Origin of the sequence: Streptacidiphilus melanogenes (assembly GCF_000787835.1) — a bacterium.
GTDB lineage: Bacteria > Actinomycetota > Actinomycetes > Streptomycetales > Streptomycetaceae > Streptacidiphilus > Streptacidiphilus melanogenes.
The window spans coordinates 43,018-66,248 of the sequence record NZ_BBPP01000009.1 but is presented as its reverse complement, the minus strand read 5'-3'; the positions used below and the strand labels follow the sequence as shown (position 1 = coordinate 66,248).

At 70.5% G+C, this 23,231-nt stretch carries 20 protein-coding genes; 12 read left to right on the top strand and 8 right to left on the bottom strand.

Going from position 1 to position 23,231, the window contains the following annotated elements:
* Window positions 1-79: 79 nt before the first annotated feature.
* Both TR49_RS12600 and TR49_RS12595 read left to right on the top strand, forming a co-directional pair.
* A complete protein-coding gene (locus TR49_RS12600) occupies window positions 80-901 on the top strand; it encodes an inositol monophosphatase family protein (protein WP_042381013.1) in 822 nt (273 codons plus the stop codon).
* A gap of 36 nt (window positions 902-937) precedes the next feature.
* Complete coding sequence (locus TR49_RS12595) at window positions 938-1,534, top strand: NADPH-dependent F420 reductase (RefSeq protein ID WP_042381012.1); 597 nt, start codon at window positions 938-940, stop codon at window positions 1,532-1,534.
* 62 nt (window positions 1,535-1,596) lie between these two features.
* Here TR49_RS12595 and TR49_RS12590 read toward each other — a convergent pair whose 3' ends face one another.
* Entirely contained in the window at window positions 1,597-3,108 is a 1,512-nt protein-coding gene (locus TR49_RS12590; RefSeq protein ID WP_084724836.1) for an MFS transporter, read from the bottom strand.
* A 463-nt stretch (window positions 3,109-3,571) separates the two neighbouring features.
* Between TR49_RS12590 and TR49_RS12585 the strand changes: the two genes are divergently transcribed.
* Entirely contained in the window at window positions 3,572-4,657 is a 1,086-nt protein-coding gene (locus TR49_RS12585) for a ferritin-like domain-containing protein (RefSeq protein ID WP_236653339.1), read from the top strand.
* Window positions 4,658-4,851: 194 nt separating this feature from the next.
* On the opposite strand, the gene TR49_RS12580 is transcribed toward TR49_RS12585, so the two are convergent.
* Window positions 4,852-5,340, bottom strand: a complete 489-nt coding sequence (locus TR49_RS12580; RefSeq protein ID WP_042381009.1) for a beta-class carbonic anhydrase — start codon at window positions 5,338-5,340, stop codon at window positions 4,852-4,854.
* A gap of 119 nt (window positions 5,341-5,459) precedes the next feature.
* Here TR49_RS12580 and TR49_RS40795 point away from each other — a divergent pair, with 119 nt between their 5' ends.
* A complete protein-coding gene (locus TR49_RS40795; protein ID WP_063770080.1) occupies window positions 5,460-6,011 on the top strand; it encodes a MarR family winged helix-turn-helix transcriptional regulator in 552 nt (183 codons plus the stop codon).
* Between the two features lie 237 nt (window positions 6,012-6,248).
* Here TR49_RS40795 and TR49_RS12570 read toward each other — a convergent pair whose 3' ends face one another.
* Window positions 6,249-6,737 (bottom strand): cupin domain-containing protein, encoded by a 489-nt coding sequence (locus TR49_RS12570; RefSeq protein WP_042381008.1) that lies wholly within the window; start codon window positions 6,735-6,737, stop codon window positions 6,249-6,251.
* A 282-nt stretch (window positions 6,738-7,019) separates the two neighbouring features.
* On the opposite strand from TR49_RS12570, the gene TR49_RS12565 reads away from it, so the two are divergent.
* From TR49_RS12565 to TR49_RS41395, 4 genes are all read left to right on the top strand, one after another.
* Window positions 7,020-7,316, top strand: a complete 297-nt coding sequence (locus TR49_RS12565) for a barstar family protein (RefSeq protein ID WP_052434271.1) — start codon at window positions 7,020-7,022, stop codon at window positions 7,314-7,316.
* Between the two features lie 590 nt (window positions 7,317-7,906).
* Window positions 7,907-8,158 (top strand): hypothetical protein, encoded by a 252-nt coding sequence (locus TR49_RS12555; RefSeq protein WP_042381005.1) that lies wholly within the window; start codon window positions 7,907-7,909, stop codon window positions 8,156-8,158.
* Between the two features lie 1,209 nt (window positions 8,159-9,367).
* Complete coding sequence (locus tag TR49_RS12545; protein WP_152627222.1) at window positions 9,368-10,003, top strand: antibiotic biosynthesis monooxygenase; 636 nt, start codon at window positions 9,368-9,370, stop codon at window positions 10,001-10,003.
* A 93-nt stretch (window positions 10,004-10,096) separates the two neighbouring features.
* A complete protein-coding gene (locus TR49_RS41395) occupies window positions 10,097-10,249 on the top strand; it encodes a hypothetical protein (protein WP_042381000.1) in 153 nt (50 codons plus the stop codon).
* Here the strand turns inward: TR49_RS41395 and TR49_RS12535 are convergent.
* Complete coding sequence (locus TR49_RS12535) at window positions 10,246-10,752, bottom strand: hypothetical protein (protein WP_174501570.1); 507 nt, start codon at window positions 10,750-10,752, stop codon at window positions 10,246-10,248. The two genes, TR49_RS41395 and TR49_RS12535, sit on opposite strands and share 4 nt — an antisense overlap.
* Window positions 10,753-11,277: 525 nt before the next feature.
* Here TR49_RS12535 and TR49_RS12530 point away from each other — a divergent pair.
* Complete coding sequence (locus TR49_RS12530) at window positions 11,278-12,033, top strand: pirin family protein (protein ID WP_152627221.1); 756 nt, start codon at window positions 11,278-11,280, stop codon at window positions 12,031-12,033.
* 143 nt (window positions 12,034-12,176) lie between these two features.
* On the opposite strand, the gene TR49_RS12525 is transcribed toward TR49_RS12530, so the two are convergent.
* Window positions 12,177-12,878 (bottom strand): SDR family oxidoreductase, encoded by a 702-nt coding sequence (locus TR49_RS12525; RefSeq protein ID WP_042380998.1) that lies wholly within the window; start codon window positions 12,876-12,878, stop codon window positions 12,177-12,179.
* Window positions 12,879-13,056: 178 nt separating this feature from the next.
* Here TR49_RS12525 and TR49_RS12520 point away from each other — a divergent pair, with 178 nt between their 5' ends.
* Window positions 13,057-13,638: a TetR/AcrR family transcriptional regulator gene (locus TR49_RS12520; protein ID WP_042380997.1), complete on the top strand. Its 582-nt coding sequence runs from the start codon at window positions 13,057-13,059 to the stop codon at window positions 13,636-13,638.
* Window positions 13,639-13,838: 200 nt separating this feature from the next.
* Here the strand turns inward: TR49_RS12520 and TR49_RS12515 are convergent, their stop codons facing one another.
* Window positions 13,839-14,807 carry an ABC transporter ATP-binding protein gene (locus TR49_RS12515; RefSeq protein ID WP_236653338.1) on the bottom strand — a complete coding sequence of 323 codons (969 nt, stop codon included), beginning with the start codon at window positions 14,805-14,807 and terminating at the stop codon, window positions 13,839-13,841.
* Window positions 14,808-15,224: 417 nt separating this feature from the next.
* Entirely contained in the window at window positions 15,225-19,445 is a 4,221-nt protein-coding gene (locus tag TR49_RS39915) for an outer membrane protein assembly factor BamB family protein (RefSeq protein ID WP_160311588.1), read from the bottom strand.
* A 206-nt stretch (window positions 19,446-19,651) separates the two neighbouring features.
* Between TR49_RS39915 and TR49_RS12505 the strand changes: the two genes are divergently transcribed.
* Complete coding sequence (locus TR49_RS12505; RefSeq protein ID WP_063770079.1) at window positions 19,652-20,653, top strand: helix-turn-helix domain-containing protein; 1,002 nt, start codon at window positions 19,652-19,654, stop codon at window positions 20,651-20,653.
* 494 nt (window positions 20,654-21,147) lie between these two features.
* Here the strand turns inward: TR49_RS12505 and TR49_RS43770 are convergent, their stop codons facing one another.
* Entirely contained in the window at window positions 21,148-22,125 is a 978-nt protein-coding gene (locus TR49_RS43770; RefSeq protein ID WP_160311587.1) for a PE-PGRS family protein, read from the bottom strand.
* A 204-nt stretch (window positions 22,126-22,329) separates the two neighbouring features.
* On the opposite strand from TR49_RS43770, the gene TR49_RS12495 reads away from it, so the two are divergent.
* On the top strand, window positions 22,330-22,764 hold the full coding sequence (locus TR49_RS12495) for a hypothetical protein (RefSeq protein WP_042380992.1): 435 nt from the start codon (window positions 22,330-22,332) through the stop codon (window positions 22,762-22,764).
* The last annotated feature ends 467 nt before the right edge of the window (window positions 22,765-23,231 follow it).

The window sequence follows — 23,231 nt, the reverse complement described above, 5'->3', positions numbered from 1 at the left end:
TCGAGACCAGAGCGCTGAACAGAGCGCACAGTTCGGCCCGAACGGCCTCATCACCTCTTATTTCACAAGGGAGTTCGCCATGTCCGAAACGCTTCGGACCACCGCCGACGTCGCCGCCTTGGACGCCGACCTCCTCGACCGGACCGCGATCGCCGTGCGCGCTGCCGGTTCGGCGCTGTGCGAGCGCTTCGGCGACGTGGTCCGCTACCAGACCCGCGACGAGCTGATGCGCGCGCTCGCCGCCAACGACGACACCGCCCTTGACATCCTGCGCCCGGCTCTCACGGAACTGCGCCCGCAGGCCGGATGGGTGGAGGACGAGCTCGACGGCGGCGCGCTGCCGCCCGGCGAATGGTGGGTCGTGGATCCGGCCGAAGGCAACGTCAACCACCTGCACGCCCTGCCGGAATGGGCGGTCACCGCCACCCTCGTGCGCGACAACCAGCCGGTCCTCACCGTGGTGCACCTCCCGCTGGCCGGCGAGACCTACACCGCGCTCACCGGCGCAGGCGCCCACCTCGACGGCCGCCCGCTGCGCGTCTCCCGGACCACGGACCTCTCCCTGAGCATCGTGGCCACCAGCCAGGCCCGGCCGGACGAGGACGAGAAGGTCGTGCGACGCGTCGGGTCCTCGATCACCGCGATGCTCTTCGACGCGCTCGTCGTGCGCACCGCCGTGCCCGCAACGCTGCACCTGCTGAACGTGGCCGCCGGCCGGATCGACGCCTTCTGGCAGTTCGCCGGCGCTCGGGCGGACCTGCTCCCCGGCGCGCTGCTCGTCACCGAGGCCGCCGGGCGGATCTCCGATGCCCAGGGCCGCCCCTGGACCCCGCAGAGCGGCAGCTTCCTGGCCGCCGCACCCGGCGTCCACGCCGAAGCCGCATCGACGCTCTCGCGCTGACCCCAAACGAGAACCCACCAAGAGGAACGAATCCACGTGAACGACATCGCCGTACTCGGAAACGGCCGCGTCGGCGGCAACCTGGCCGCCGCCCTTGCCCGGGCAGGGCATCAGGTGACCGTGGCGGACCGCACGCCGGGCGCCGGCGCCGACGCTGCCCGGGCAGCCCGGATCGTCATCAACGCCACCCCGGGCGCCGGCTCACTGGAGCGTCTCGCCGCCCTGCGCGCGGAACTGCGGGGCAAGATCCTCGTCGACGTCTCCAACGCCACCACCGACGGACCGGACGGACTGCCCGCCGACCTGCTCTACCCCGGCTCCAGCCTTGCCGAACAGCTCCAAGAGGCGCTCCCCGAAACCAGCGTCGTCAAGACACTCAACACCATGCTCTTCCCGGTGATGACCGCTCCGGACACGCTCACCCAGCCGCCGACCGCTTTCCTCTCCGGCGAGGACCCGCAGGCCAAGCAGACCGTCCGCGAACTGCTCACCGGCCTCGGCTGGCGCACAGAGTGGATCACCGATCTCGGCGGAATCCAGACCGCCCGCGCAACAGAGGCCGCGATCCTGTTCGTCCCCCACGTGATCCGGTCCAGCGGGCTCACGCCCTTCGCTATCTCGGTCGCCCGCTGATCCGAACACGGCCCCAGGACTCCCTGAGACTGACGCGTGCGAGGATCTGAACGGGCGCCGGCTCACCGGGTGTGATCTTGCTCGGTTGCCGTCTCCGGGCGTTCCTCGGCCACGCTGTCGGCCTGGAGCCCCGGTCTAAGGCCCGCGATCGCGGCGACTGCGGCCACCGCCATGATGGCGGCCATCCAGTACAGGACGGTCTGCGTCGCGTGCGCGAAGTCGACGCGGAAGAAGTGCGGGATCGCCGCGGTGCTCGACGTGCCACTGGACTGGAGCTGGGAGAGGTGCGCCGCCTGTGAGGCCGCCTGCGCCGAGGGCACGCCCTGGGCGATCAGGGATCCGGTGACCTGGGAGCGCAGCTCGGTGACGAGAACGGTGCCGAGGATCGCCAGCCCCAGGCTGGCCGCGTAGTTGCGGACCGTCTGGGTGATGCCGGTCGCCTCGCCGTAGGACAGTCGTGAGGCCCGGTTGACCGCATCGGTGCTCGCGGGGCTGAGCATGAAGCCCATCCCGGCGCCGGCCAGGACCACGTCCCACTGCTGCGAGCTGAAGCTGAGCGTGGTCGCGTCGCGGGCCCACAGGTAGAACCCGACGGCGGCCAGGACGCAGCCGAGGACCACCGGCCGTTTCGCGCCGATGCGGTCGAGCATGCGGCCGCCCAGCTGGGAGGCGATCACGAACCCGATGAAGAAGTAGAGCAGGAAGATTCCGGCTTCCGAGGAGGAGTCGCCCAGGGCGATCTGCGCGTACTCACTGGAGAAGAAGAACACCGGGACGAAGACGAGCATGGAGATGCCGAGCACGAGGTTCTGCGCGGCGAAGGCCCGGATCCGGAAGATGTCCACTTGGATGAGCGGCGATGCGGTGCGCTTCTCGACGAGCACGAAGGCGACCAGGAGCAGGATGCCCAGGGCGATGCACAGGCCGATCGCGGGGTTCGACCAGCCCCACGTCTGGGACTGCTGGAAGCCGAACACGCTCAAGCCGACCCCGCTGACGATCAGGGCCAGGCCGCGGTAGTCCATTCGGGCGGGCCGGCTTTCGGTCTCCGGTCTGGAGACCGCGATGAGGATCAGTGCGATCGCCGCCACCGGCAGGTTGACCCAGAAGATGGCACGCCAGGTCCACTGGGTCAGGTAACCGCCCAGGACCGGTCCGATGGCCGTCAGGCCGCCGGCGATGCCGAAGAACAGCGCCAGCGCCCGGCCGCGTTCCCGCAGGGCGAAACTCTGGACCACGATGGCGAGTGCCGCGGGGAACATGATCGCTCCGCCGAGTCCCTGAACGGCCCGGAAGGTGATGAGCCAGGCCTCCGCGAAGTCGCCCTTGGGCGTGAACCCGCAGCAGGCCGAGGCGCCGGCAAAGAGCAGGACACCGAGTACGACCATCTTGCGGTGCCCGACGGTGTCGGCCAGCCTGCCGCCGAAGGCGAAGAAGGCGGCCAGCGTCAGCAGGTAGGCGTTGACCGCCCACTGCACGCCGGTCGCGGTCAGGCCGAGTTCGCGCTGGATCTCGGGGACCGCGATCGACACGATGGTCTGGTCGATGAAGGTCATCGCGACAGCGAAGATCATCGCTGCGAGGACCAGGTACCGCGATGATGCGCCGGTGCCAGCAGTGCTCAAGGCCGTACTCCCGCATGTCGTCGCACACGTCTGCTTCTGGCTCCCCCACCGTGCCCGGGTGATCCCTGCTCGGCCATGCACGCAGCCTCACGGTAACCGCGCATCGTCCGCGCCGCCGCTCGGGCGGCCGGGCTCGGCCCGGGTCGACGAGGCGTCTGCGGCGGTGGCTCGGCGCCTTGGACGCGGAGTGCGTCGTACCGTCAGGCCATGGGTTGCCCCGATCGGGTGGCGGAACGGCGGGAGAGGGCCGGATGCGCGGGTGGGCACGGAAGTGGCTGTTAGCTTCGGGGTGCGGTCCCCGAACGGCTGGGGGACGCGGTCGGCAGCCGGAAGGACGGGTGCCGGGAGAGGCGTGGTGGAGGTATCCGTGGCAGACAGCGGCATGGGTTGCGACGGGCAGGGGCGGAAGGGCTTGGGTCGTAGGACTCTGCTCGCGGCCGCTGCGGCGGCCGCCTCGGTGACGTTGGCGCGTCCGGCGCGGGCGAACGTGCCTGCGGACGGAAGTCCGTTCGCGGGCGGCGGGGGAGGGGCGGTCGCGAGCCTGCTGTCTGTTGCCGAGCGCGATCGCGACCTGGGCTGGATCCAGGACGCGCTGCAGGTCGCCGTGGAGCTGGAGCTGTCCACCCTGCCGCCGTACCTGTGCGGTTGGTGGTCGGTGAAGGACCGGGACAGCGAGGCCGCCCAGCTGATCCGGCGCATCGTGGACGACGAGATGTACCACCTGGGCGTCGTCTGCAACCTGCTCGTCGCCGTCGGTGGCCGCCCGCGGATCAGGGACGCGGCGCCGGTCTACCCCGGCCCGCTGCCCGGCGGCGTGCGGCCGGGGGTCACGGTCCGTCTGTCGGGCCTGACCCCGTCCCTGGTGCACGACGTCATGATGGCGATCGAAGCCCCCGAAACACCACTTGCCCGCGACGTCGGGCTGACGATCGGCGCCTTCTACGGCGGACTGCAGGACGCCTTCCAGAACGTGGCGCCCGGACTGTCGACGGACGGTCAGCTCGCGGTGCGGATCGGCGCCGACGACCTGGTGCCGATCGCGGACCTCGACGCGGTGGCACAGTCGATCGAGACCGTCAGGGAGCAGGGCGAGGGGACTTCTGCCTCCCCGGAGGACGCCTCCCAGGACGACCACCTCGCGCACTACTACGCGTTTGCCGAGATCTACCACGGACGGCGGCTGGTGCAGAGCGGCGACGCCTGGGGGTTCACCGGCGAAGCCGTCCCCTTTCCCGATGCCCGGCCCATGGCCGAGGTGCCCACCGGGGGCTGGCCCGACCCGTCGCCGCAGGTGGGACAGCTGCTGGACGTCTTCGACAGCACCTACGCCACCGTCCTGGGCTCCTTGGACAGCGCCTGGGCGGGCGGCGGGCCTGCCAGCCTGGACGCCGCGGTGCGCGCCATGCGCGCGCTGGAGTCCCCGGCCGTGCAGCTGATGGAACTGCCGCTGCCGGACGGATCCGGCACCTACGGGCCCCAGTTCCGGCCTCCGTCCTGAACCCACGCACCTCCTGAACCCACGCAGGAGTCGGGCCAAGTGGCTCGGGCTGGTCCTGTTCCCGTGTCCGCGGCTGCGCCGGCTGGACCCGTTCGGACGGAACCCCGACGGCCGCCGCCTCCCGGCGTGCCCCGGGGGCGAAACGCCTCCGCTCGCGATGCGCCAGGTCTGAGTCTCAGCTCTGCCTGCTCGTTCTAGGTCACCTCGGTGAGCCGTCCGGTGGTGACGTCGTAGATGAATCCGCGGACCGCATCGCGGTGGGCCAGGAAGGTGCTGGTCCTGACACGGAAGATGGACCAGTGGACGTCGACCGCCAGATCGCGGAAACCCTCCACGGGCCAGTCCGGTCTGCTGCCGGACTCGGCCTCGACCCGCTGCTTGAAGGCGTCGTCAGCGAGGTCGAGCAGGGCGCAGTCCGTGTGGTGGATCAGGACAATCTCGCGGGTCCCCAGTTGCTGCTGGCTGATGGCCAGCGAACGGATGACGTCGTCGGTGATCACTCCGCCCGCGTTGCGGATCACGTTGGCCTCACCAGGGCGGAGGCCCAGAACGGCGGACGTGTCCATGCGGGAGTCCATGCAGGCGACGACCGCGACATGCTTGGCCGGCGACGCCTCGAGCGGTGCGGGTGGGTGAGCGGCGAATTCCTCGTTGTTCCTCAGCAACTCGTCGGTGGCGGACATGCGGACGTCCTCCCAGTCGGCCGGATTCCCGCGCGCGGGGCCGGGGCGGTGCAGGGCGGTGCTTCTCTCAGCGTCTCGCAATCCGCTCTGGCAGCAACAGCAACAAGGCTGCGGGCACGTTGCGCCGCGCGGGCGAGATCCTGGCGGGCGCGGAGGGGCAGACACGGGCCCGCTGGCAGCTGATGAGCGTGGTCAGCGAGGAGGCGCTGTCCGTGGCCAGTGCCGCGCGCCGCCTCGGAGTCGCCCGCCCGGGCGTGCAGCGCATCGCCACCGGCCTCGTCCACGACGGCCTGGCGGAATTTCGGGACAACCCCGACCACCGCACCTCACCCCTGCTGGCCCTCACCGATGTCGGGCGCGAAGCGCTCGGGGCCATTGCCTCCCGGGCCGCCGCGGCGCACAGGACCACAGGTGCGGGCATCTCGCCGGAGGACCTCGCGGTCACCCGTTCCGTCCTGCGCCGGCTGACTCGCCAGACGGAAGACTGGACCCGCACCGCGAAAGCCCGCACCGGCACCGTGAGCCCCCGTCTTGGCTCCGGAGGAGGGCTGATCGCACGGGATTTCCCACCTCGTCGCGCCAGCCGCCTGACCAACCACCCGGGTTGGCATGCCGCACTGATCGAACCTGCTGGCGACCTGGTCGGCGGGGCTGAGGCGCGCCATTCCTGAGGCCGTCATCCTCTGACTGGCGACGGGCGGGTGCAGGTCGTTGCGTTGCGTCCGGGCAAGCCCGAGTTGAGAGCCTGGGGTGGTCTTGCTGACCAGCCCTCTACTTTCTTACTGTCTGAAATGCCAGAGCCCTGTTGTCTTGGGGTGGCACGTCGGGCCACCCCCGACGAGCACGGGTGACCTGGCCGTCGCATGTCGACACCGGACTCGCAGGTCTCGCCAGCTTGAGCGGCACAATCAAGGATCCGTGCTGGCGGGGTGGGTGGGATCGATCCAGGGAACGGTCACGGGCTCGGCGACCCCGGTGATGTCCAGGTTGACCACGACGGGTTCCTGGCCGCTGCGGATCACCACGCATTCGAGAGGCTGGTCATCGAGGGCGTTGATCTCCTGGTGCGGCACAAACGGTGGCACGAAGATGAAGCTGCCGGGGCCGCCCTCTGCCGTGAACTCCAGGTTCACTCCCCACCGCATGCGGGCACGACCGCGGATCACGTAGATCACGCTCTCCAGTTCGCCGTGGTGGTGTGCCCCGGTCCTCGCCCCTGGGTGGATCGTGACGGTCCCTGCCCACAGCTTCTGCGCCCCCGCCCGAGCTTGATTGATCGCCGCAGCTCGATGCATCCCCGGCGTCTGCGGGGTGTTCGAGTCGAGTGCGTCGGCGGGCACGACCCGCACGCCCTCGGCCCGCCAGTCCGGCGCCGTGCCCGGTTCGACCGTGGCCATGGCTCCAGGATAGATCCGGTGAAGCGGTCAGCCGGTCGCAGGGCGCCGAGCACGTGGCGCCGGTGCGTAGCCGGAGGGGCGCAGGATCGCTTCTCCAGGCGGGTCCCTCGCGACCCCCACTCCTGCTCCTGGCGCTTGTTGCGCAGGAACTGGCAATTCGATGCGACTGCCCTGGTCGGTAACCGTCCCCCACAGGTCAGAGGCTGACCGCTTTGTCATCGCCGATCGATCCCGATGGCCCAGGGACGGCTCGAATCTGCCCGTTCTGGGAGCATGCTGCACGTGATCACGATTGATGTCGGAGCCGTTGAAGACGAGCGCCAATTGCATGACTTGCTCGCGTTCCAACTGGACTTTCCCTCGTTCTACGGCCGGAACTGGGATGCGTTCTGGGACGCCGTGAAAGGTCTGGTTGAGATCCCGAGCCACCTACGCCTCGTCGGATGGAATCACCTCGTGGCCAGGGTCCCACTCGGGGCCGCAATGCTCAGGTCCCAACTTGGTCAGTACCGCTCGGAGTACCGACCTGACCTGAGGGTCGAGTTCGATTCTGATGGTCCGGCCAGCGACGAGACCTGAGCGTGGGAATCTGGACCTGCGCACCGTACATGGCATCGCTGATCTGGGCATTCGCCCGAATGTGCGGCTCCCCGAAGCCGGCCTGTCTCCCCGGAGTTCCCCGTCGGCTACCGCCCCAACGGGCACGCATCGGGCACGGCTCTACGGCCGTTACCCACGCTGTGCCTCGGCATGGGACCGAGCCTTGCGGGCCCGAGCATGCTGCGCCACCCGAAAGGCCCAGACGGCGTCGATGAGTGCCAGCAGACCCCCCAGTGGGTCGCAGATCTCGACGACGCCGTGGGGCGCGCCGACAAGCCGCGGGAGGTTGCTGAGCAGCATCGAACTTCCCAGGAGGAGGGGAAACCAGGCCCACACGACATACAGGGGGTCACGGGTGCCACCACGGTTTCGGAGCTTCGTCCACTCCAGCACACGCAAGACCACGGCTTGAAGGATGAGCAGGCTGCCCAGGACAACGACGAACACGGCTGCCCCCTAGATCGGCCCGCGGAGGATCATCCCTTCCCTGAGTGCGGTAGGCAAGCGATCCGGTTGCGAACGCCAGGGTGGCTGTACCTTCCTGCTGTACGTACAGGGCGGGAGACAACATGGCCGAGCTACCGGAGTGCGTGGATCGGGACATCCTGGAGGGGCGCATGATCTCCGCCGTGAAGGCGATTCGTGAGCTGCAGGGATGTTCTCTCCACGACGCCATCGACATCCTCAATCAGCGCTGGCAGCAGCTTCATCCTGGGCCGTCGCATGAAGCAACCGAGGAGCCACGAGGACCCCGGGTTCTGCGTTTCGAATCGGACGGCTCCTTGGTCGTTGTCGAGGGTGATCAGAAGCCGAAGAAGTGACTGCCTCGATCCGTGACCTACGGGCGGTGATAGACGGATTCCAAGAGCGCGTATCCGTCCATGCCGACCGTTTGTCCCAGCTCGGCCCGGGTCTCCTTCCGTCTCGGGAGGTGAAGGTGTCCGCGCGTGGTCAGTAGCGCTCCTGCCAGGATTCGTCCACCACCCGGCAGGAGCACAGCCAGTCGGGGGGCCGCCACCGCCGGCGCTTCCAGGGCGCACCGCAGCGTCTCGACCACGAACTCCAGCCGGTTCAACTCCCTTGCCAAGGCCAGGACACGAGTCGAATCCGTCCGCACTCCGCCACCGGAGCGCAGGGATCCAAACCCGCCGACTCGTTCCAGGAGCAGGTCCAAGATCCGCTGCTCCTGGCCCCCGACCTGCAGGGCCGTCCCGGCGTCCGGCCCCGGGTCGCACCTTGGTCTGAGCGCCCGGCTTCGGACGGCCACGGCGGGCTGTCCGGCGTCACCTGGGCCCCCTGTCCCCGACATGTCGAGGTGGTGCGGCCGGGCGCCGCCGGCGTCTCGAACGGACGGGGCCCGAATGCCTCGCCGACGAAGGGCTCTTCGCGTCGTCGGCGCTGCTCCAATGCAACTCGTCCGCGCACTCGACGGGCGGGCCCCCCGAGCTCCACGGGCCGGGCGCGTAGGGCCCCGGCGGACCCGCGACGACCGGCGCGCGCGCCTTGCGGTAGGAGCTCAACGCGGCCAGCAGGCCGCCGACTCCCGTCAGAAGGGCCGCCAGGGCCGTCACGATCGCGAGGATCGCCGTCAGTCCGATTCCAGTCGCGCCGACCGTCGCCAACGTACCCGAGGGGGCAGGTGCCGGCACGGCTGGCGGCGAGGCGCCGCCAGGCAGGGTGCCGGTCGCTGTCGGTGACACCGTGGGGGAGGGAGTGGCGGTCGAACCGCCGAGGGAGGACAGGATGAAAATCAGGGCTGCTGCCGCCAGGACTGCTGCGGTTACCAGGAGTATCAGTCCGACCCGACGCCGCCGCCGCAGGCGCGGGGTCCAGTGCGCTGTGCGCCTGGGCGGGCCCGAGGCACTGGCCATGAATCGAGCGTATGGCGAGCGGACCCTTGCCGCCACCGCTCCGTTCGCAGACGGAACATCGACCGCGGGAGCCGGACCGAGTCCCATCTCCGGCCGGGAGGTCCCATCTCGGCACCTGGTTGCGACGCGGTCCTCGCAAGAGGAGCGTCGTAGGCAGTAATGCCGACACAGGATTGGGGGCCGGTCATGCATGTACGCACGACTTACGTGACAGGCGATCCGGGAAAGATCGACCAGGCTCTGGACGGGCTGCTGGTGGAGGCCGTGAAGCTGCTGTCCGAAGAGCCGGGCTACCGGGGCTACGGACTGTTCGCCGACCGCGAGCTCGGCAAGATCACCATGGGGAGCTGGTGGGACAGCGTCGAAGCGGCGCACTCCAGCAACGAGCAGGTCCAGCAGCGGCGCGCGGAGCTGTTGGCGCCCTTCGCGTCCTCGCTGTCGGTGATGACGCTGGAGGCGCTTGCGTACACGCCGAACCCGCAGGTCGAGGCGGGCGGCGGCTTCCGTCTGGCGCGCTTCCAGATCCCACCCGACCGGCTGGACCAGATGGCCGAGCTGTTCCGGACCGCAGCCCTGCCGGGGTTCGAGACCACTCCCGGCTTCGCGGGGGCAGCGCTCCTCGCTGACCGTCGCACCGGCATCGGCTCCGTCGGCACCCTGTGGACCACCCGCGACGCCCTGGCCGCCTCCCGCAGCGCGCAGTCCGCCGCGAGGGCGCGGGCGACTTCCGACGTCCCGATGAACGTCATCGCCCTGGAGGAGTTCGAAGTGCTGCTCGTCGACCGTCGCGAGTGACGCGGCCGGACGAGCCTGTGGGGCTCGTCAAGTCATCGCTGCAGGCAGGGACCTGCGTGAGAGGCGTTCGCCGGCGGCTGGGATGCTGTGCGGGTGATCGTGTCGATCCTGGACCGCATCACCCGTGTGATGCTGTCCGTGCCGGGCGTCCTGCTGCGCCGCACCACGGCCAAGGACGCTGAACTGCTGGTGCTACGGCATGAGAATGCGGTGCTGCGTCGGCAGCTTGGGGGCTCGCTCCCTTAGTCGGCGGCGTCGTCCACGATCGGCTTCGGCTCCGGGGGTCCCCACTGCAGGCGCAGCAGGGTGTAGGCCTTGCGGAAGAGGAACGCCGCCATCGGCAGTTCGACGAACACCGCCAGTGCGGAGGACGTCCACACGCCGGACGTTCCGAGATCGAGGGAGACGTCGAACCAGGCGTCGCACACCAGCAGCACAGCGGTCACCAGCGCGGGAATGACGACGGCCCGGCGGCGGAGCAGGCCGAGCACGGCGGTCGTCGCCATGCCGCCCAGCAGCATCACGTCGAAGCCCACCCAGGCGGTGCTCCACGCATGCACGCGGTAGTCGGAGGGCAGCGTCAGCCCCAGGACGACCGTCCACGGGACCAGGCCGAGCGCCGAGACGGCCAGAAGCTCGACGGCATGCCGCCCCTCCCGCCGCGTGCACCGCCCACCCGAACGAGTCGCGCGTTCCTTGCGCGGACGGGTGACTGCGCTGGAGGACGGCGGTCGCACGATCGCGCTCATCGTCGCTCCGAGTCTTCGAAGGCCTCGCGGGTGGACCGCGGCTGCCAATTTGTCAGACGTCCTGCCAGTACCCAGGCCAGGATCGCCGAGGCGACGCCGACGAAGGTGACGGCCATACCGTGGCCGGCGAGGAGCAAGGCGGCTGCCGCGTCCGCCGTCACCGCGATGACTGCGACCAGCAGACGCCGCCCGGTCCGAAGTCCTCGACGCGCCCTCGTGGGCGCGCCGACGCGACTGAACGTGACTCCAGGTCCCAAGAGGCTCATCGCAACCAACTCCGCGCCCGCTCGCCGAGGACGACCCCCGGCCGCTGCCGCATCGCGTGCCGCTGCTCGCGCAGGTGACGCCTCCGGAGAATCCATCCGATGTCTTCCAGCAACCGGAGCCACGCCTGCGTGTATTCCCTTCCGTGGTGGCGCGCGGGCGATCCGGGCCCTCCGGAATAGTTGAAGCATCAACTACGCTGAGCAAGGCACGAAGCGTGACAGGGAATCTGAAGGGACCATCACAGTGAGCACCGCCAACATGAGGCCTCAGGTCGACGTCCGCCGTGCCGGCGACCGCTCTCGGACGCAGATCAGCTGGCTGGACTCCAAGCACTCCTTCTCCTTCGGCGACCGGTTCGACCCCGCCAACACCCACCACGGGCTGCTGCTGGTCAACAACGACGACCTCGTCCGCCCGGGCAGCGGCTTCGAGACCCACCCTCACCGCGACATGGAGATCGTCACCTGGGTGATGCAGGGATCGCTGGTGCACCAGGACTCCACCGGCCACTCCGGCGTGATCTATCCCGGGCTGGCGCAGCGGATGAGTGCCGGTACCGGCATCCTGCACTCGGAGAAGAACGACTCCTGGCGCCTGAACGGCGGCGACGCGCACACCGAGCCGGTGCACTTCGTCCAGATGTGGGTCGTCCCCGACGAGGCCGGCATCGTGCCGGGCTACGAACAGCTCGAGATCGACCACGAGCTGATGTCCGGGGGTCTGGTCCCCGTCGCGTCCGGCATGGACAAGCACGACGGCGCCTCCGCCATCCGCATCAAGAACCGCTACGCGGCCTTGCATGCCGCCCGCCTGCGGCCCGGCCAGAGCATCGAACTGCCCGACGCGCCCTTCCTCCACCTGTTCGTTCCCCGTGGTGACGTCGCCCTGGAAGGCGTTGGACCGCTGAGCGCCGGTGACGCGGTGCGCTTCACGGCGACGGGAGGGCAGAGGGTCACCGCGGTCGAGCCCGCGGAGATCCTGGTCTGGGAGATGCACGCCAGGATCGCCGACTGATCGCCGACCGAGAGCGTGGTGGGGAGGCGGCCCGCAGCCCGCCGGCTGGCGGCTTTGGACCGGCCGCGCTGTCGCGCTGTCGTGCGGTCGGGGTGGCCTGGCCGCGGGCCCGCGGAGGCGGGTCGTGTCAGCGCCGGCGCAGGCTATCCGGCCAACTGCGGGTAGAGCACGGAGACGTCCCTCGACAGGCCGGCCTTGACCTGCCGGGAGAGGTCGTCGACGAGGACCTCGTACGCGCCGGTCTCGATGCCGTCGACCCCCAGCGCCGCGACGTCCTGGGGCCGGACCTTCGGGGCGTCGACGCCGGCGGTCATGTCGGTGTCGACGTAGCCGACGTGGAGCCCGGTGACGGTGATGCCGCGCGGCTGCAGGTGAAGCCGCATGGAGTTGCTCTGGGACCACACGGCGGCCTTGGAGGCGCTGTAGGAGTCTGCGAGGCCGATCCACGACAGCACGGAGTGGACGGTGAGGATGTGCCCGCCGCCGTTCGCCTCGATCGCGGGTGCCAGGGCCCGGGTCATGTGCAGCGGCCCGTAGAAGTTGGCCTCGAAGTCCCGGCGGATGTCCTCGATGGGGGAGTCGAGGAAGTGGGCGTGGGAAGCCGTGCCCGCGTTGTTGATCAGGATCGTCACGTCCTTGGCCTGCGCCGCCGCCGCGGTGACCGAGGCGGGGTCGGTGACTTCGAGGGCCAGTGGCACGGCGTCGGGGTGGGTGACGGCCCGCGGGTCGCGGGCGGTGGCGTACACCTTCGCCGCGCCGCGGGCGTAGAGCTCCTCCACGAAGGCCTTGCCGATGCCGCGGCTTCCGCCCGTGACCAGAGCCACCGCGTCCTTGATCTGGGTCATCTTGCTCTCCCCTGGGTAAACAGATCGGTTTCCCCTCAGAGTAAACCGATCTGTTTCCATCGATCAAGCGGGAGTCGCAAGCCGTCCGCGGTCGGGGCCGCGCTCCGGTCCGTTCCCCCTCCCGACGAGCGGAAACCGATCGGTTTCACGGCCGTGGGTGACGACGTACCCTGAAGCCATGACGACCCCGACCGCCGCCCCCGCCCTCTCAGCCCGCGAGCGCCTCCTCGACGCGGCCGCGGAGCTCTTCTACCAAGAGGGCGTCCACGTGGGCGTCGACGCGCTCTGCCGCGCCGCCGGCATCTCGAAGCGCTCCATGTACCTGCACTTCGACAGCAAGGACGAGGTCGTCGCGGCCAGCCTGCGGCGTAAAGCGACCGACTACACCAACGCGCTGCTGCCGCCCGACGACGAGCGCCCTGCGCGCGAGCGGATCCTGCACGTCTTCCACGCCTTGGAGCAGATCGCCGAGGACCCGCAGTACCGCGGCTGCCCCTACGTCTCGGCGGCCATGGAGCTCAAGTCGCCGCGGCACCCGGCGAGCGAGGTGGCGCGCCATCAGAAGGACCGGCTCACCGCGTTCTTCCAACGCGAGGCCGAGCGCGGCCACGCGCACGACCCCGCGCTGCTGGCCCGGCAGTTGACCGTCGTCTTCGACGGCTCGGGCGCCTGGGGCGTCGTCCAGGCGCGCGGTCTCGACGGCCTGGCCACGAGCACGGCGCAGACCCTGCTCGACGCGGCCGGCCTCCGCGCCGACTGAGCACCCCCGACCTGGAGCTGCGCAAGCCCGCGCCGGGCCGCACCGTGCGTGGTCCGGCGCCCACCCCGCCGCATGCCGGGCGGCAACCCGCGGGGTGACCGCGACCGGCCGCGCACACCGACCTCCGCCGAGGGAGGCGCCTGCGCGTCCTCGGCCGTCCGGGCCCAGGTCACGGCTGTCGACGCAGACTGACGCCCCGATCAGGCTGTACCGTCGGCCAGTGTTCCTGTCGCCGACACTCCGGTGTCGCGGACCGCTTGGCGGTGTGAATGCCCCGCGAAGCCCTCCGGGTCGGCAAGGGCCGGGGGAAGCCCGTCCAGCGGCGCCTGTCGGACGTCGGAGACGATGCGCCCGTCCACCAGGCGGACCACCCGCTTGGCATGCCGGGCAACCTCGTCCTCGTGGGTGATCAGCACCACAGTGCGTCGTGCGGCGTTCAACCGGTCGATGATGGACATCAGTTCGATGGTGCTCTGGCTGTCGAGGTTTCCCGTGGGTTCGTCCGCCAGCAGCATCGAGGGGGACATCACCAGCGCGCGGGCCACGGCGACCCGCTGTTGCTGACCGCCCGACAGTTCATGGGGCAGGTGCTCCGCACGGTCCATCAGCCCGACCAGGCCGACGGCTGCCAGCACGCGTCGGCGGCGCTCCGCCGGCCTCACGCCGGCGTAGGTCAGAGGCAACTCGACCTGGTCGACCACCGTCATCCGCGGCACCAGGTTGAAGGACTGGAAGACGAATCCGACCTTGCGGTTGCGCACCAGCGAGAGCTGGTGCTCGTCCATGTTCCCGACATCGATGCCGTCCAGCAGGTACCGCCCCGACGTCGGGGCGTCCAGGCAGCCCACGATGTTCATCAGGGTCGACTTGCCCGAGCCGGAGCTGTCCATGACGGCCACGAAGTCCCCGGCCTGGATGGTGAGGTCGAGGCCGAGCGCCCGCCCCTCCGCGTCCAACGGGCCGGTCAGGGCGTGCACTGCGGCGTCCCCCGTGCCATAGGTCTTCACCACCTGGCGCAGTTGGACCACCGGTGCGGGTGTGGATGCCAACGGGGTCGACGGGGCCGACGGCATCGGCGCGGCGGGCTCGAAAGCCGGAGTCTCGCCGGGCCCCGGCTCCTCCGGTGAGGCCGCACCTCTGCGGCGCAGTGACGGCAGCCGGCGGGTCATCCCGGCTCACCCCGGCCGATGACGCCACTTCTCGTGGATGCAGCCACCTGGACCTCCCCGCCCTGGGACGGACCGCGGACGGACACATTGTCCGCCTCGCCGGCCAGGACCGGAACGGGTGCGCGCAGAACTGTTCGCGGGTTGTCCGCGCGGTGCACTCATCCCGGCGTCGGGTTTCCGTGGTTGACCGGTGCGTTGCTGGTGTTCTTCGTCGCGGACGCGGTCTTCGACTGACCCGCGTCGAGCTGAAGGTATGCAAGCGGCGGCCGGAGCCCTCGGGCCGGCGAAGCGATCCTCAGGCGCTCCATCGCCGCGGCTCTGACCCTCCTTCGAGGCTGGTCCACGGGCGTGGGGCCCGATGCGTTCTCTGCGTCGGGCCCCACGGCGGTCTGGCTGGTCAGCGCGACTGACCAGCTGTCACTTCATGGCCGCCAGCGCCGCGTCGACGCCACTGGTCGGGGAGCCGAGGCCGGTGACGGTGTCGTAGCCGGGACCGGCCGTGCACTCCGTGCCGCACAGGCCGTTGGAGCCGGAGATGATGTCGCTCAGGTAGTGGCTGCCGAGGGCGTAGACGTCCGCGTGCGCGGTGTCGCCGTCCGGGCCGGCCGAGGCGAGGTGGGGCTTGCCGACGATGGCGCGGAGCTGGTCGGCGTCGGTGATGATCGCCCCCCAGATCGGCGCGGCCAGGCTGGTGCCGCCGACCTCGAGCCACAGCGAGCGGTTGCCGCTCGCGGTGGTCAGGGTCAGGTAGACCGGGACGCCGGTGGCGGGGTCGGCGACCATGCTGACGTCCGGCGTGGCGCGGTAGGACGAGGACTGGACGCCGTCCTGGTACGCGGGGCGCGGCTCGAAGTAACTGAGCCCGCCGCCCGTGCTGCGCCAGGCCGTCTCGCTCAACGTGTTGCCCGCGGAGTCCAGTTGGAGACTGGTGCCGCCGATGGCGAGGGCGTACGGGTTGGTGGCGGAGTAACCCGAGGGGTAGCCGTTGTCGCCCGTGGACTGCACGCAGACCGAGTCGGCGAGCTTGCAGTGGCCGTCGTAGAAGCCCTCCTCGGAGAACTCGCCGGAGCCCCAGCTGTTGCTGACCGCGGTCGGGTGCAGCGCCGCCGCGGCGTCGTCCGCGCGCTCCAAGCCCGCCATGGAGGGGTCGGCGGCCTCGACCAGGACGATCGTGGCGTGCGGGGCGACGGAGTGCGCCCACTCGATGTCGAGGGCCTCCTCCTCGTTCCAGCCGGTGTTGCCCTCCGGCTGCGTGCCGTCCGCGTACTGCTGCTTGAAGGTGAAGCAGTCGGTGCCCGAGCTCACCGTGTCGCAGGTGGGTGGCAGGTTGAAGTGGGCCGAGAAGTGGTTGAGGTCCGCCTCGGCGGTCGGGTAGTCGTAGGCGTCGACGATGGCGATGGTCTGGCCGGTGCCGTCGCCCTTGAGGCCGAGACGGGTCTGGATCTGCTGCGGGGTGTAGCCGCGGGTGACTTCGGTGGCGTTGTCGGCGGGGGAGGAGAGCGGCTCGGCGGTCGGGGTGCTGGAGGTGACCTCGATCGGGAGCGCCGCGGTGCCCACCGGCATCCCCTGGTCCTTCAGGGGGCCTGCGCTGCTCCGGCCGACGACGCCGGAGGTCGACGCCTGCGCGGGCGCGGGGTAGAGCAGCTCCTGCTGTGCTGCGACCGTCCCGGCGGAGGTGGTGTCGGCGCCTGCGGTCGTCCCTCCGGTGGTCGGCGGGACCGGGATGCCGGACGGCACGTTGTCGGCGAACTTGAAGGTGCTGACGCCGTGTGGGTAGTAGTCGGGCTCGAAGGTGTCGCCGCCGATTGCCTGGAGCGAGATGTCCAGCGCCCGCCAGTCGACCGGCAGGCCGAGGACGTCGCTGCCCTTGCCGTCGTTCAGGTCGACGGCCTGCACCTGGCCGGCGCCCAGTCCGAAGGCGGTCGCGCTCTCCTTGAGGGAGTCCTGGCCCGAGGGGAACGGGGTGTTGTAGGAGAAGAGGCTGGTGTAGGCGCCGACGAAGGCGGAGGTGCCGGACGGCGTGGTGGCGAAGGTCCCGGAGTGGAAGCCGAGGAAGGTCGGCACGTCGAAGGGCGCGCTGCCGTCCGCGGGGTAGTCCGTCATGTCGAAGGTGCGCAGCTCGACCAGGCCGTCCGCCTTCGACGCCGCGAAGCCCAGGAAGGTGTTGGAACCGACGGTCTCGTGGGTGCTGATCACCGCTCCCGTGCGGGAATCGAGGATCTGGACCAGGTGCGCGCTGGTGCTGAACGTGCCGTCGAAGGCGAAGGCCACGCCGTGGCCGTCGCCGCCGGGGATGTCGGCGGAGGCCAGCGCCGGGTTGGTCGGCACGATGGTGGCCGCGCCCGGGTCGTTCGTGGTCTCGGTCCAGACCGGAGCGCCGGTGGCCGGGTCCAGGCTGACGGCGGTGGGCGCCGGGTCGCTGGCGGCGGTCAGCAGGCCGGAGGTCTCGGCGCCGCCGTACTCCAGCAGCAGGTGGCCCGTGCTGTCGGTGGTGACGCTGGAGAAGACCAGGCTCTTGCCCGCCGTGCCGGTGGGCCGGTAGGTCCACAGCACGCGGCCGTCGGGACGGTAGGCGGTGAGGCTGCCGCCGGGGACGACGATCTCGGTGCCGCCGTGGCCGTCACCGGTGACGGTGAGCGAGGCGACGAAGCCGCCGGTGCGGACGGTGCGCAGCACCGTACCGGTGCGCGCGTCCACGACCGAGAAGCCGTCGTCCGTGCCGACGACGACCTGGCGGCCGCCCGGCAGCGCCTTGATCGCGTGCACCGACCCGTCCAGCGTGGCGTGCCACAGCACGGTCGGCGTCGGGTTCTTCAGCGTGCGCGCGTCGAGGCCGAACAGACCGCGGCTCTGGCCGCCGGTGATCAGCTCCTGTCGGCCGCCGAGGTCGACGGTGGCGGCGGCGTAGGGGTCACCGGCCAGTGGCATCGCGGCGGAACGGCCGGTGGTCGGGTCGACGCTGTAGGCGGTGTCGTCGTAGCCGACCGTCAGCAGGCCGTTCCGGTAGGGCGTCAGGGTGTCGCCGGAGAGCGCGCCCTGGTTCCGCCAGTCGATGCGGCCGTCGCGCGCGTCGAAGCCGATCAGCTGGGTGTGCTCCGGGCCGTCGGGCAGGCTCGCGGTCGGGTTGCCAGGGTCGGAGACCGAGGCGACGACCTCACCGTGGCCGCCGGTCCGGTACGCCAGCGCCAGGGTGGGCGCGTTCGGGCCGCCGACGGTCGATGCGGTGGTGTACGTCCAGAGGGTCCGTCCCTTGGCGTCCCATCCGGAGACGGTGCTCTGGCCGTCACTCAGGTCCGCGTTGATGCCGAGCTCGGCCACGGCGTAGACGGCCTGGCCGCCCTTCGCCGCCGGGTTGACGGCGAGGGCCTCCGGGACGCTGCCGTCGCGCTCGGCGATCACGCTGCGCGCGCCGCTGCGCGGTTCGAAGGCGGTCAGGTCCCAACGCACCGCGTCGAAGGGGTCGTTCTGCTCGACGACCAGAACCCTGTCGCTGGACGGGTCCTCTGCCACCATGCGCGGGTAGCCCGGGGTCTTGGCGTGCATGGTGACCGCGCCGTCGGCGGTGTCGATGAGCAGCACGTTGCCGTCGGCCGGACGCGGGTCGCCGAGACCGAGCGGGGTGTCGGACCAGGTCGCGGCGATCTGGTCGTGGCCGGTCGGCTCGACGTCGCCCCAGTTGGCCCAGGGGGCCTTGGTCGAGTAGGTCCAGTCGGTGGTGCCGACGAGGGTGCCGTCGCTCCTCGGCGTGAAGCTGTAGGCCGTCAGATTGCTGCGGCTGTCGCCCTGCTGGGCGACGGGGTCGACACTCCACTGCGGGCCGGTCGACTCGGCGACGATCAGCTTGCCGCTCTGGACCAGCATGGTGCCGACGTAGCCCGGAACGAGCTTGCTCCAGACGGTCTTTCCGGTGCGGCCGTCCAGGACGGTCAGGAAGGTGCCGTAGTTCAGCTGCGAGCCGGGCGAGGTGAACGGCCGGGCGGGCTGGTCGCCCACCGCGTAGGCCACGACCACGTCGTCGACGCCGTCGTGGTTGAAGTCGCCGGTGACGTACGGGTGCTGTCCGGTGGTGGACATCTCGTAGGGGTTGTAGCCGACGTAGAGGTTCGGGGTGTACGGGTAGGGCTGGTACCAGTTCTGGGCGGTGACCTGCCAGTCCTTGATGAGCGAGGTGGCGGGGCGGTTCCAGATCCGGTCGCCGTGGGCGTCGTAGCGGCCCACCGTGCCGCCCGAGAAGACGCCGACCCAGTCGCGGGTGCCGGGGAGGGCGGTGGTCTCGGCGAAGCCGCGTGCGGTCTCCCACTGGCCGGTCTGCTGAAAGCCGGGCCCGGTGGCGGAGGCGGACGAGCCGCCCGCCGCGCCGGCGGTGTGGGCACCGGAGGACGGCTTGGTGCCCGGCGTCGCACTCGGGAGCGCGGGCGCGGCGGTCGCCTTGCCCTCCTCCGCGGCGACCTGCCCGGCGGTGCCGTCGGTCCGGTTCTCGTAACGCTGGCTCAGCTTGGCCAGCGCCACGGCGTTCAGGCGGATGTCCTTCCGGCTCGGCTGGCCGCCGGCGTGGGCCAGCGGTGAGCTGAGCAAGGCGGCGGCCACTGCCAGCACGGTGGCGACCGCACCGGAGCGTATGCCCCTTCCAGATGTCATGGGTGTCCGTCACTTCGTCTCAGGAGGCGCGGCCTCGTCGGACCGCGTCGGCGGCCACGCCGAGTCGGACTCGGAGCGACGCCGCGCGGAGTTGTTGCACTCTCCCAGCGATCCGAGCGGCTCCGGGAGGTCTGGTGACGGCCGGAACCGGTCAGCTGCCGGTCCCGGCCATAGGATCGCGGGGTTCGGTCCGCGAGGGTGGACGCATGGTCAGAGGAACGGGTGCCGCGATGCTGGGTTCGGTGGGGCTGGACGACCAGGTGGAGGAGGTCTACCGGTGCCTCGTGGCGCACTCGCCGACCGGCGTGGCGGAGTTGGCCGCGCTGCTCGGTGTCGGCGAGCAGCGGGTCCGCCGCGCGCTCGACGCGCTCCTCGCCCTCGACCTCGCCTTCGTCGAGGCCGGGCGCCCGGGCCGGTACCACGCGGTCGACCCGCGGGTGGGTCTGACGACCCTGATCCACGCCAAGCGCCTGGAACTGGAGCGCACGGCTGCGGCGGTGGAGACCTACGCCGCCGAGTACCACGAGCGCATGCTGCGCAGCGACCCGCTGCGCCTGGTGGAGGTCGTCGAGGGACCGGCGGCGATCACGGCGAGCCTGGCCGAACTGCTCGCCGGGGCGAAGGAGGAGGTCCTCGCCTTCGACACCCCGCCCTATGTCACCCCGGACGCCACCGCCTCGCGCGTCGAGCGCGAACTGCTGGCCCGCGGCGTCCGGGTGCGCGCGGTGTACGCGAGCGAGGTCCTGGCGATCCCCGAGCGTGCGGCGCTGCTGCGCGACCTCGTCGTCGCCGGTGAACTCTCCCGCGTGCTGCCGCGCGTCCCGCTGAAGATGGTCGTCATCGACCGCCGCGACGCGGTCATCCCCCTCAGCACCAGCAGCGCGGGAACGCGCAGCATCGCGGCCCTGGTGCACCGCTCCCGGCTGTGCGACGCCCTCGTCGAACTCTTCGAGGCGAGCTGGCAGCAGGCCACCCCCGTCTTCTCCGCCGATGCACACGAGACGGCCGAGGCGCATCCCGATCTCACCGAGGCCGAGCGCGCGCTGCTGCACCTGCTGCACGCGGGCCTGAAGGACGACGCGATCGGCCGCCAACTGGGCGTCAGCGAGCGCACGTTGCGACGCCGGATCACGGACCTGCTGGCCCGCCTCGGCGCCACCAGCCGCTTCCAGGCCGGCGCCCAGGCGATCCGCCGAGGGTGGCTGTAACAACCCAGCGCGGGCAGAGGAGAAGACTCAGCCCTCCCGACCGGCGGTAGCGTGACTGATCCGCGACGGTCCTCGACGGGGGCGCCCGCTCTGCCGCGCCTGCCGACTTGTCGGTCTGCTCCGCCCGACGAAGCCAACACCTTGGCAATCAGTGCCCGTGGGGATCTTGCTCTTCCGCGCCGGGCTGCAGCCTTGCGGCCGCGGCCGAGATCCATCGGCCCCTGCCCACACCGGCGAGCGACTCGCCCGGATCGCCCGGCTGCTCACCCCTCGGGTCCGGCTCGCCGTCGTCGGCGCCCACCTCACCGACGGGTGCAGCACTGCTTCGGACGGCCGGGAGACCAACTCCGGCTGACCCACCGACAGCGCCCAAGCACCAGGGCCCCGTGCTCACCTCGGGCACGCGGGCGCTTTGCGGTCCGCCCGGTCTGCCCCAACGGCCAAGCACTCACAGGCGGGAAGGGAACGCGGTGAGCGTCAGGGTCTGCCCGGCGCTACTTGTGCCACGCGATGAACTTCACGCTTCCGCTTTCTCCGTGCCAGGCCTTGGTGATCTTTTTAGAGGCACCGTCGACGACCCAGGAGGCGCCTGCGCCCCCTCCGCCTCCGGCTGAGCTGTAGGTGCCGGCATCGCCCCCGCCCCCTCCGCCGTGGCCGTCCGGGGCGTAGCCGGCGCCGCCACCGCCTCCGCCACCGGCTCCGAGTTTGCTGGCGCCCTCGCCGCTTCTGCCGTTTTGCTGCTTCCATCGCGTCGGCGCCCCGGGCCCGCCGACGCCGCCCTGCCCGTCGGGCATCGTCTGCCCACTGGTGCCGGCCTTGGGCGGATCGCCGCCGTCCCCTCCGCCACCGCCTTTCGCAGTGAGACCGCCGCCGCCCGCACCACCGCCCCCACCGGCCACGATGACCGGCTCGCCGTTGCGCAACACGGCCGAAGACCCGCCACCACCCCCACCACCGTGTCCGGTGCTGCCACTGGCGTTGTCACCGCCGTTGCCGCCGTTGGTATACCCGTGCCCCCCTGCCCGGCCGTTGTTCCAGCGGGCCACGACGGGGGTCAGGCGGTCGCCCGGCCGGACCGGCACGACCGCCTTGACGCCACCGCCCCAGCCCGCCGAGCCAGAGGTGTCAACCCCGTGGCCGCCTTGACCGCCACACACCTCGAACTCCGCCCACTTGGCATCCGGGGGTGCGATCCACTCGCCGGAGCCTTCATCGGGAGCGGTCGTGGTCTCCGTCGCATGCTCGACCATGATTTCCCTTTCCGGAATCCACCTGGCCCACCATTCAATTCGAGCACAATCCATATGGTGTCGACCGCAGGCGCGCCTGGGCGCCTGACAGGTCGACAGGGCCACCGGCACCTTGTTCCTGCGAGCGGCCTTGCTGCTTTGAGTGGCCTGGTGGTCAGACCTGACGGCCAGCCGCACGAACCACGCGGCCCAGCGTGCCGGGGGCGCGAACTGCGCGCTCATCCGGATGAGGGTCAAGACGTTCTGCTGATCGCCGGGCTGATGCCGGGCCGGGCCTGCCAGGCCCGGGTGAGCACGGAGTAGAGCTCGCTGAAGGCGAAGCCGAGTCCGATCCACCGCACCGTGAGCGGTCAAAGATGCACCGTCACCTCGGTCGGACCTGGAATTCGATTGTCGCCGACCCACGGAGTGCGCAGATACTTCGGCATGAGCAGAATCGCTGAGGTCATCGTGCTGGCACGGTACGCGGACGAGGTGATGGAACCCCTGACACGGCCGGATGACTCGCGTGCCTGGCATGGCCGCTTCGAGCGGCTCCACCCGGTTGTCGACGGGTGGGTGATCGAGTTCAACCATGTACGTCCGCGATCCGGCCTGTTTCGACAGCTGGAGTCGCTGGCGTGGCCGGAACCTGCGAGCGTGCAGGTACTCATCCATGACGAGGAAGATGACTGCTTTGGGCTGTGGATGATCCAAGAGGGCGTGCTGACCGAGGTGCCACTTCCTGGCCATAGGCGTCTACACCCTCCAGCGCCGACCACTGAGGAGTACCCAGCTGACCCGGGCCTGCTGTGGCGAACGGAAACGACCATTCCGCCCGGATTCCGCACCGAGCGCCAGGATCCACGCCCGGCTTGGTAGGGCTCACTCATCCACCCAGATCTCCGGTCATGACCCGAAGGCAGCCGACATCACGGGTTCAAGCTCAGTAGCGTCCGAGTCGGATGATCCTGCGTGGCCTCGCCTGGTGGAGCCGTCCCGGTCCTGGGCGGCGGATGAAGTCTCTCGAGCGAACTGGCGGAAGTTGACACTTCGGCCGGTTGGATGGAGAAGAATCGAGTGGTCACATCCGAGTTCGAGCCCGGTGAGGGTCGCTGCGCACGGTGATGCGTGACGTGGTCTCCGTCGGGCTTGGCACCGATCAGAAAGGGCAGATCCCGTTGACTGGTCGTCATCGGCTCCCCTCTCTTGATCTTCGGCCGAGCACCCCCCGTTGGGCCGAAGATCTACATCGAGTCGGGGCCGGTCTCGTCTGATCTCGCGGATACCGCTGGAGATCGACCGAGCTGCACCGGAGCGGCCCCGACAACCCACCACACATCCGTGAG

Excerpts from the sequence above, each read along its gene's own strand:
- TR49_RS12495 (WP_042380992.1), top strand. The coding sequence starts at position 22,330 with ATGAGCAGAATCGCTGAGGTCATCGTGCTGGCACGGTACGCGGACGAG.
- TR49_RS12515 (WP_236653338.1), bottom strand. The coding sequence starts at position 14,807 with ATGACCCGCCGGCTGCCGTCACTGCGCCGCAGAGGTGCGGCCTCACCG.
- TR49_RS12580 (WP_042381009.1), bottom strand. The coding sequence starts at position 5,340 with ATGTCCGCCACCGACGAGTTGCTGAGGAACAACGAGGAATTCGCCGCT.
- TR49_RS12525 (WP_042380998.1), bottom strand. The coding sequence starts at position 12,878 with ATGACCCAGATCAAGGACGCGGTGGCTCTGGTCACGGGCGGAAGCCGC.
- TR49_RS12530 (WP_152627221.1), top strand. The coding sequence starts at position 11,278 with ATGAGGCCTCAGGTCGACGTCCGCCGTGCCGGCGACCGCTCTCGGACG.
- TR49_RS12535 (WP_174501570.1), bottom strand. The coding sequence starts at position 10,752 with ATGAGCGCGATCGTGCGACCGCCGTCCTCCAGCGCAGTCACCCGTCCG.
- TR49_RS12600 (WP_042381013.1), top strand. The coding sequence starts at position 80 with ATGTCCGAAACGCTTCGGACCACCGCCGACGTCGCCGCCTTGGACGCC.
- TR49_RS12590 (WP_084724836.1), bottom strand. The coding sequence starts at position 3,108 with ATGATCTTCGCTGTCGCGATGACCTTCATCGACCAGACCATCGTGTCG.
- TR49_RS12520 (WP_042380997.1), top strand. The coding sequence starts at position 13,057 with ATGACGACCCCGACCGCCGCCCCCGCCCTCTCAGCCCGCGAGCGCCTC.
- TR49_RS12505 (WP_063770079.1), top strand. The coding sequence starts at position 19,652 with ATGGTCAGAGGAACGGGTGCCGCGATGCTGGGTTCGGTGGGGCTGGAC.
- TR49_RS43770 (WP_160311587.1), bottom strand. The coding sequence starts at position 22,125 with ATGAGCGCGCAGTTCGCGCCCCCGGCACGCTGGGCCGCGTGGTTCGTG.
- TR49_RS12545 (WP_152627222.1), top strand. The coding sequence starts at position 9,368 with ATGCCGACACAGGATTGGGGGCCGGTCATGCATGTACGCACGACTTAC.
- TR49_RS12555 (WP_042381005.1), top strand. The coding sequence starts at position 7,907 with ATGGCCGAGCTACCGGAGTGCGTGGATCGGGACATCCTGGAGGGGCGC.
- TR49_RS39915 (WP_160311588.1), bottom strand. The coding sequence starts at position 19,445 with ATGACATCTGGAAGGGGCATACGCTCCGGTGCGGTCGCCACCGTGCTG.
- TR49_RS12570 (WP_042381008.1), bottom strand. The coding sequence starts at position 6,737 with ATGGCCACGGTCGAACCGGGCACGGCGCCGGACTGGCGGGCCGAGGGC.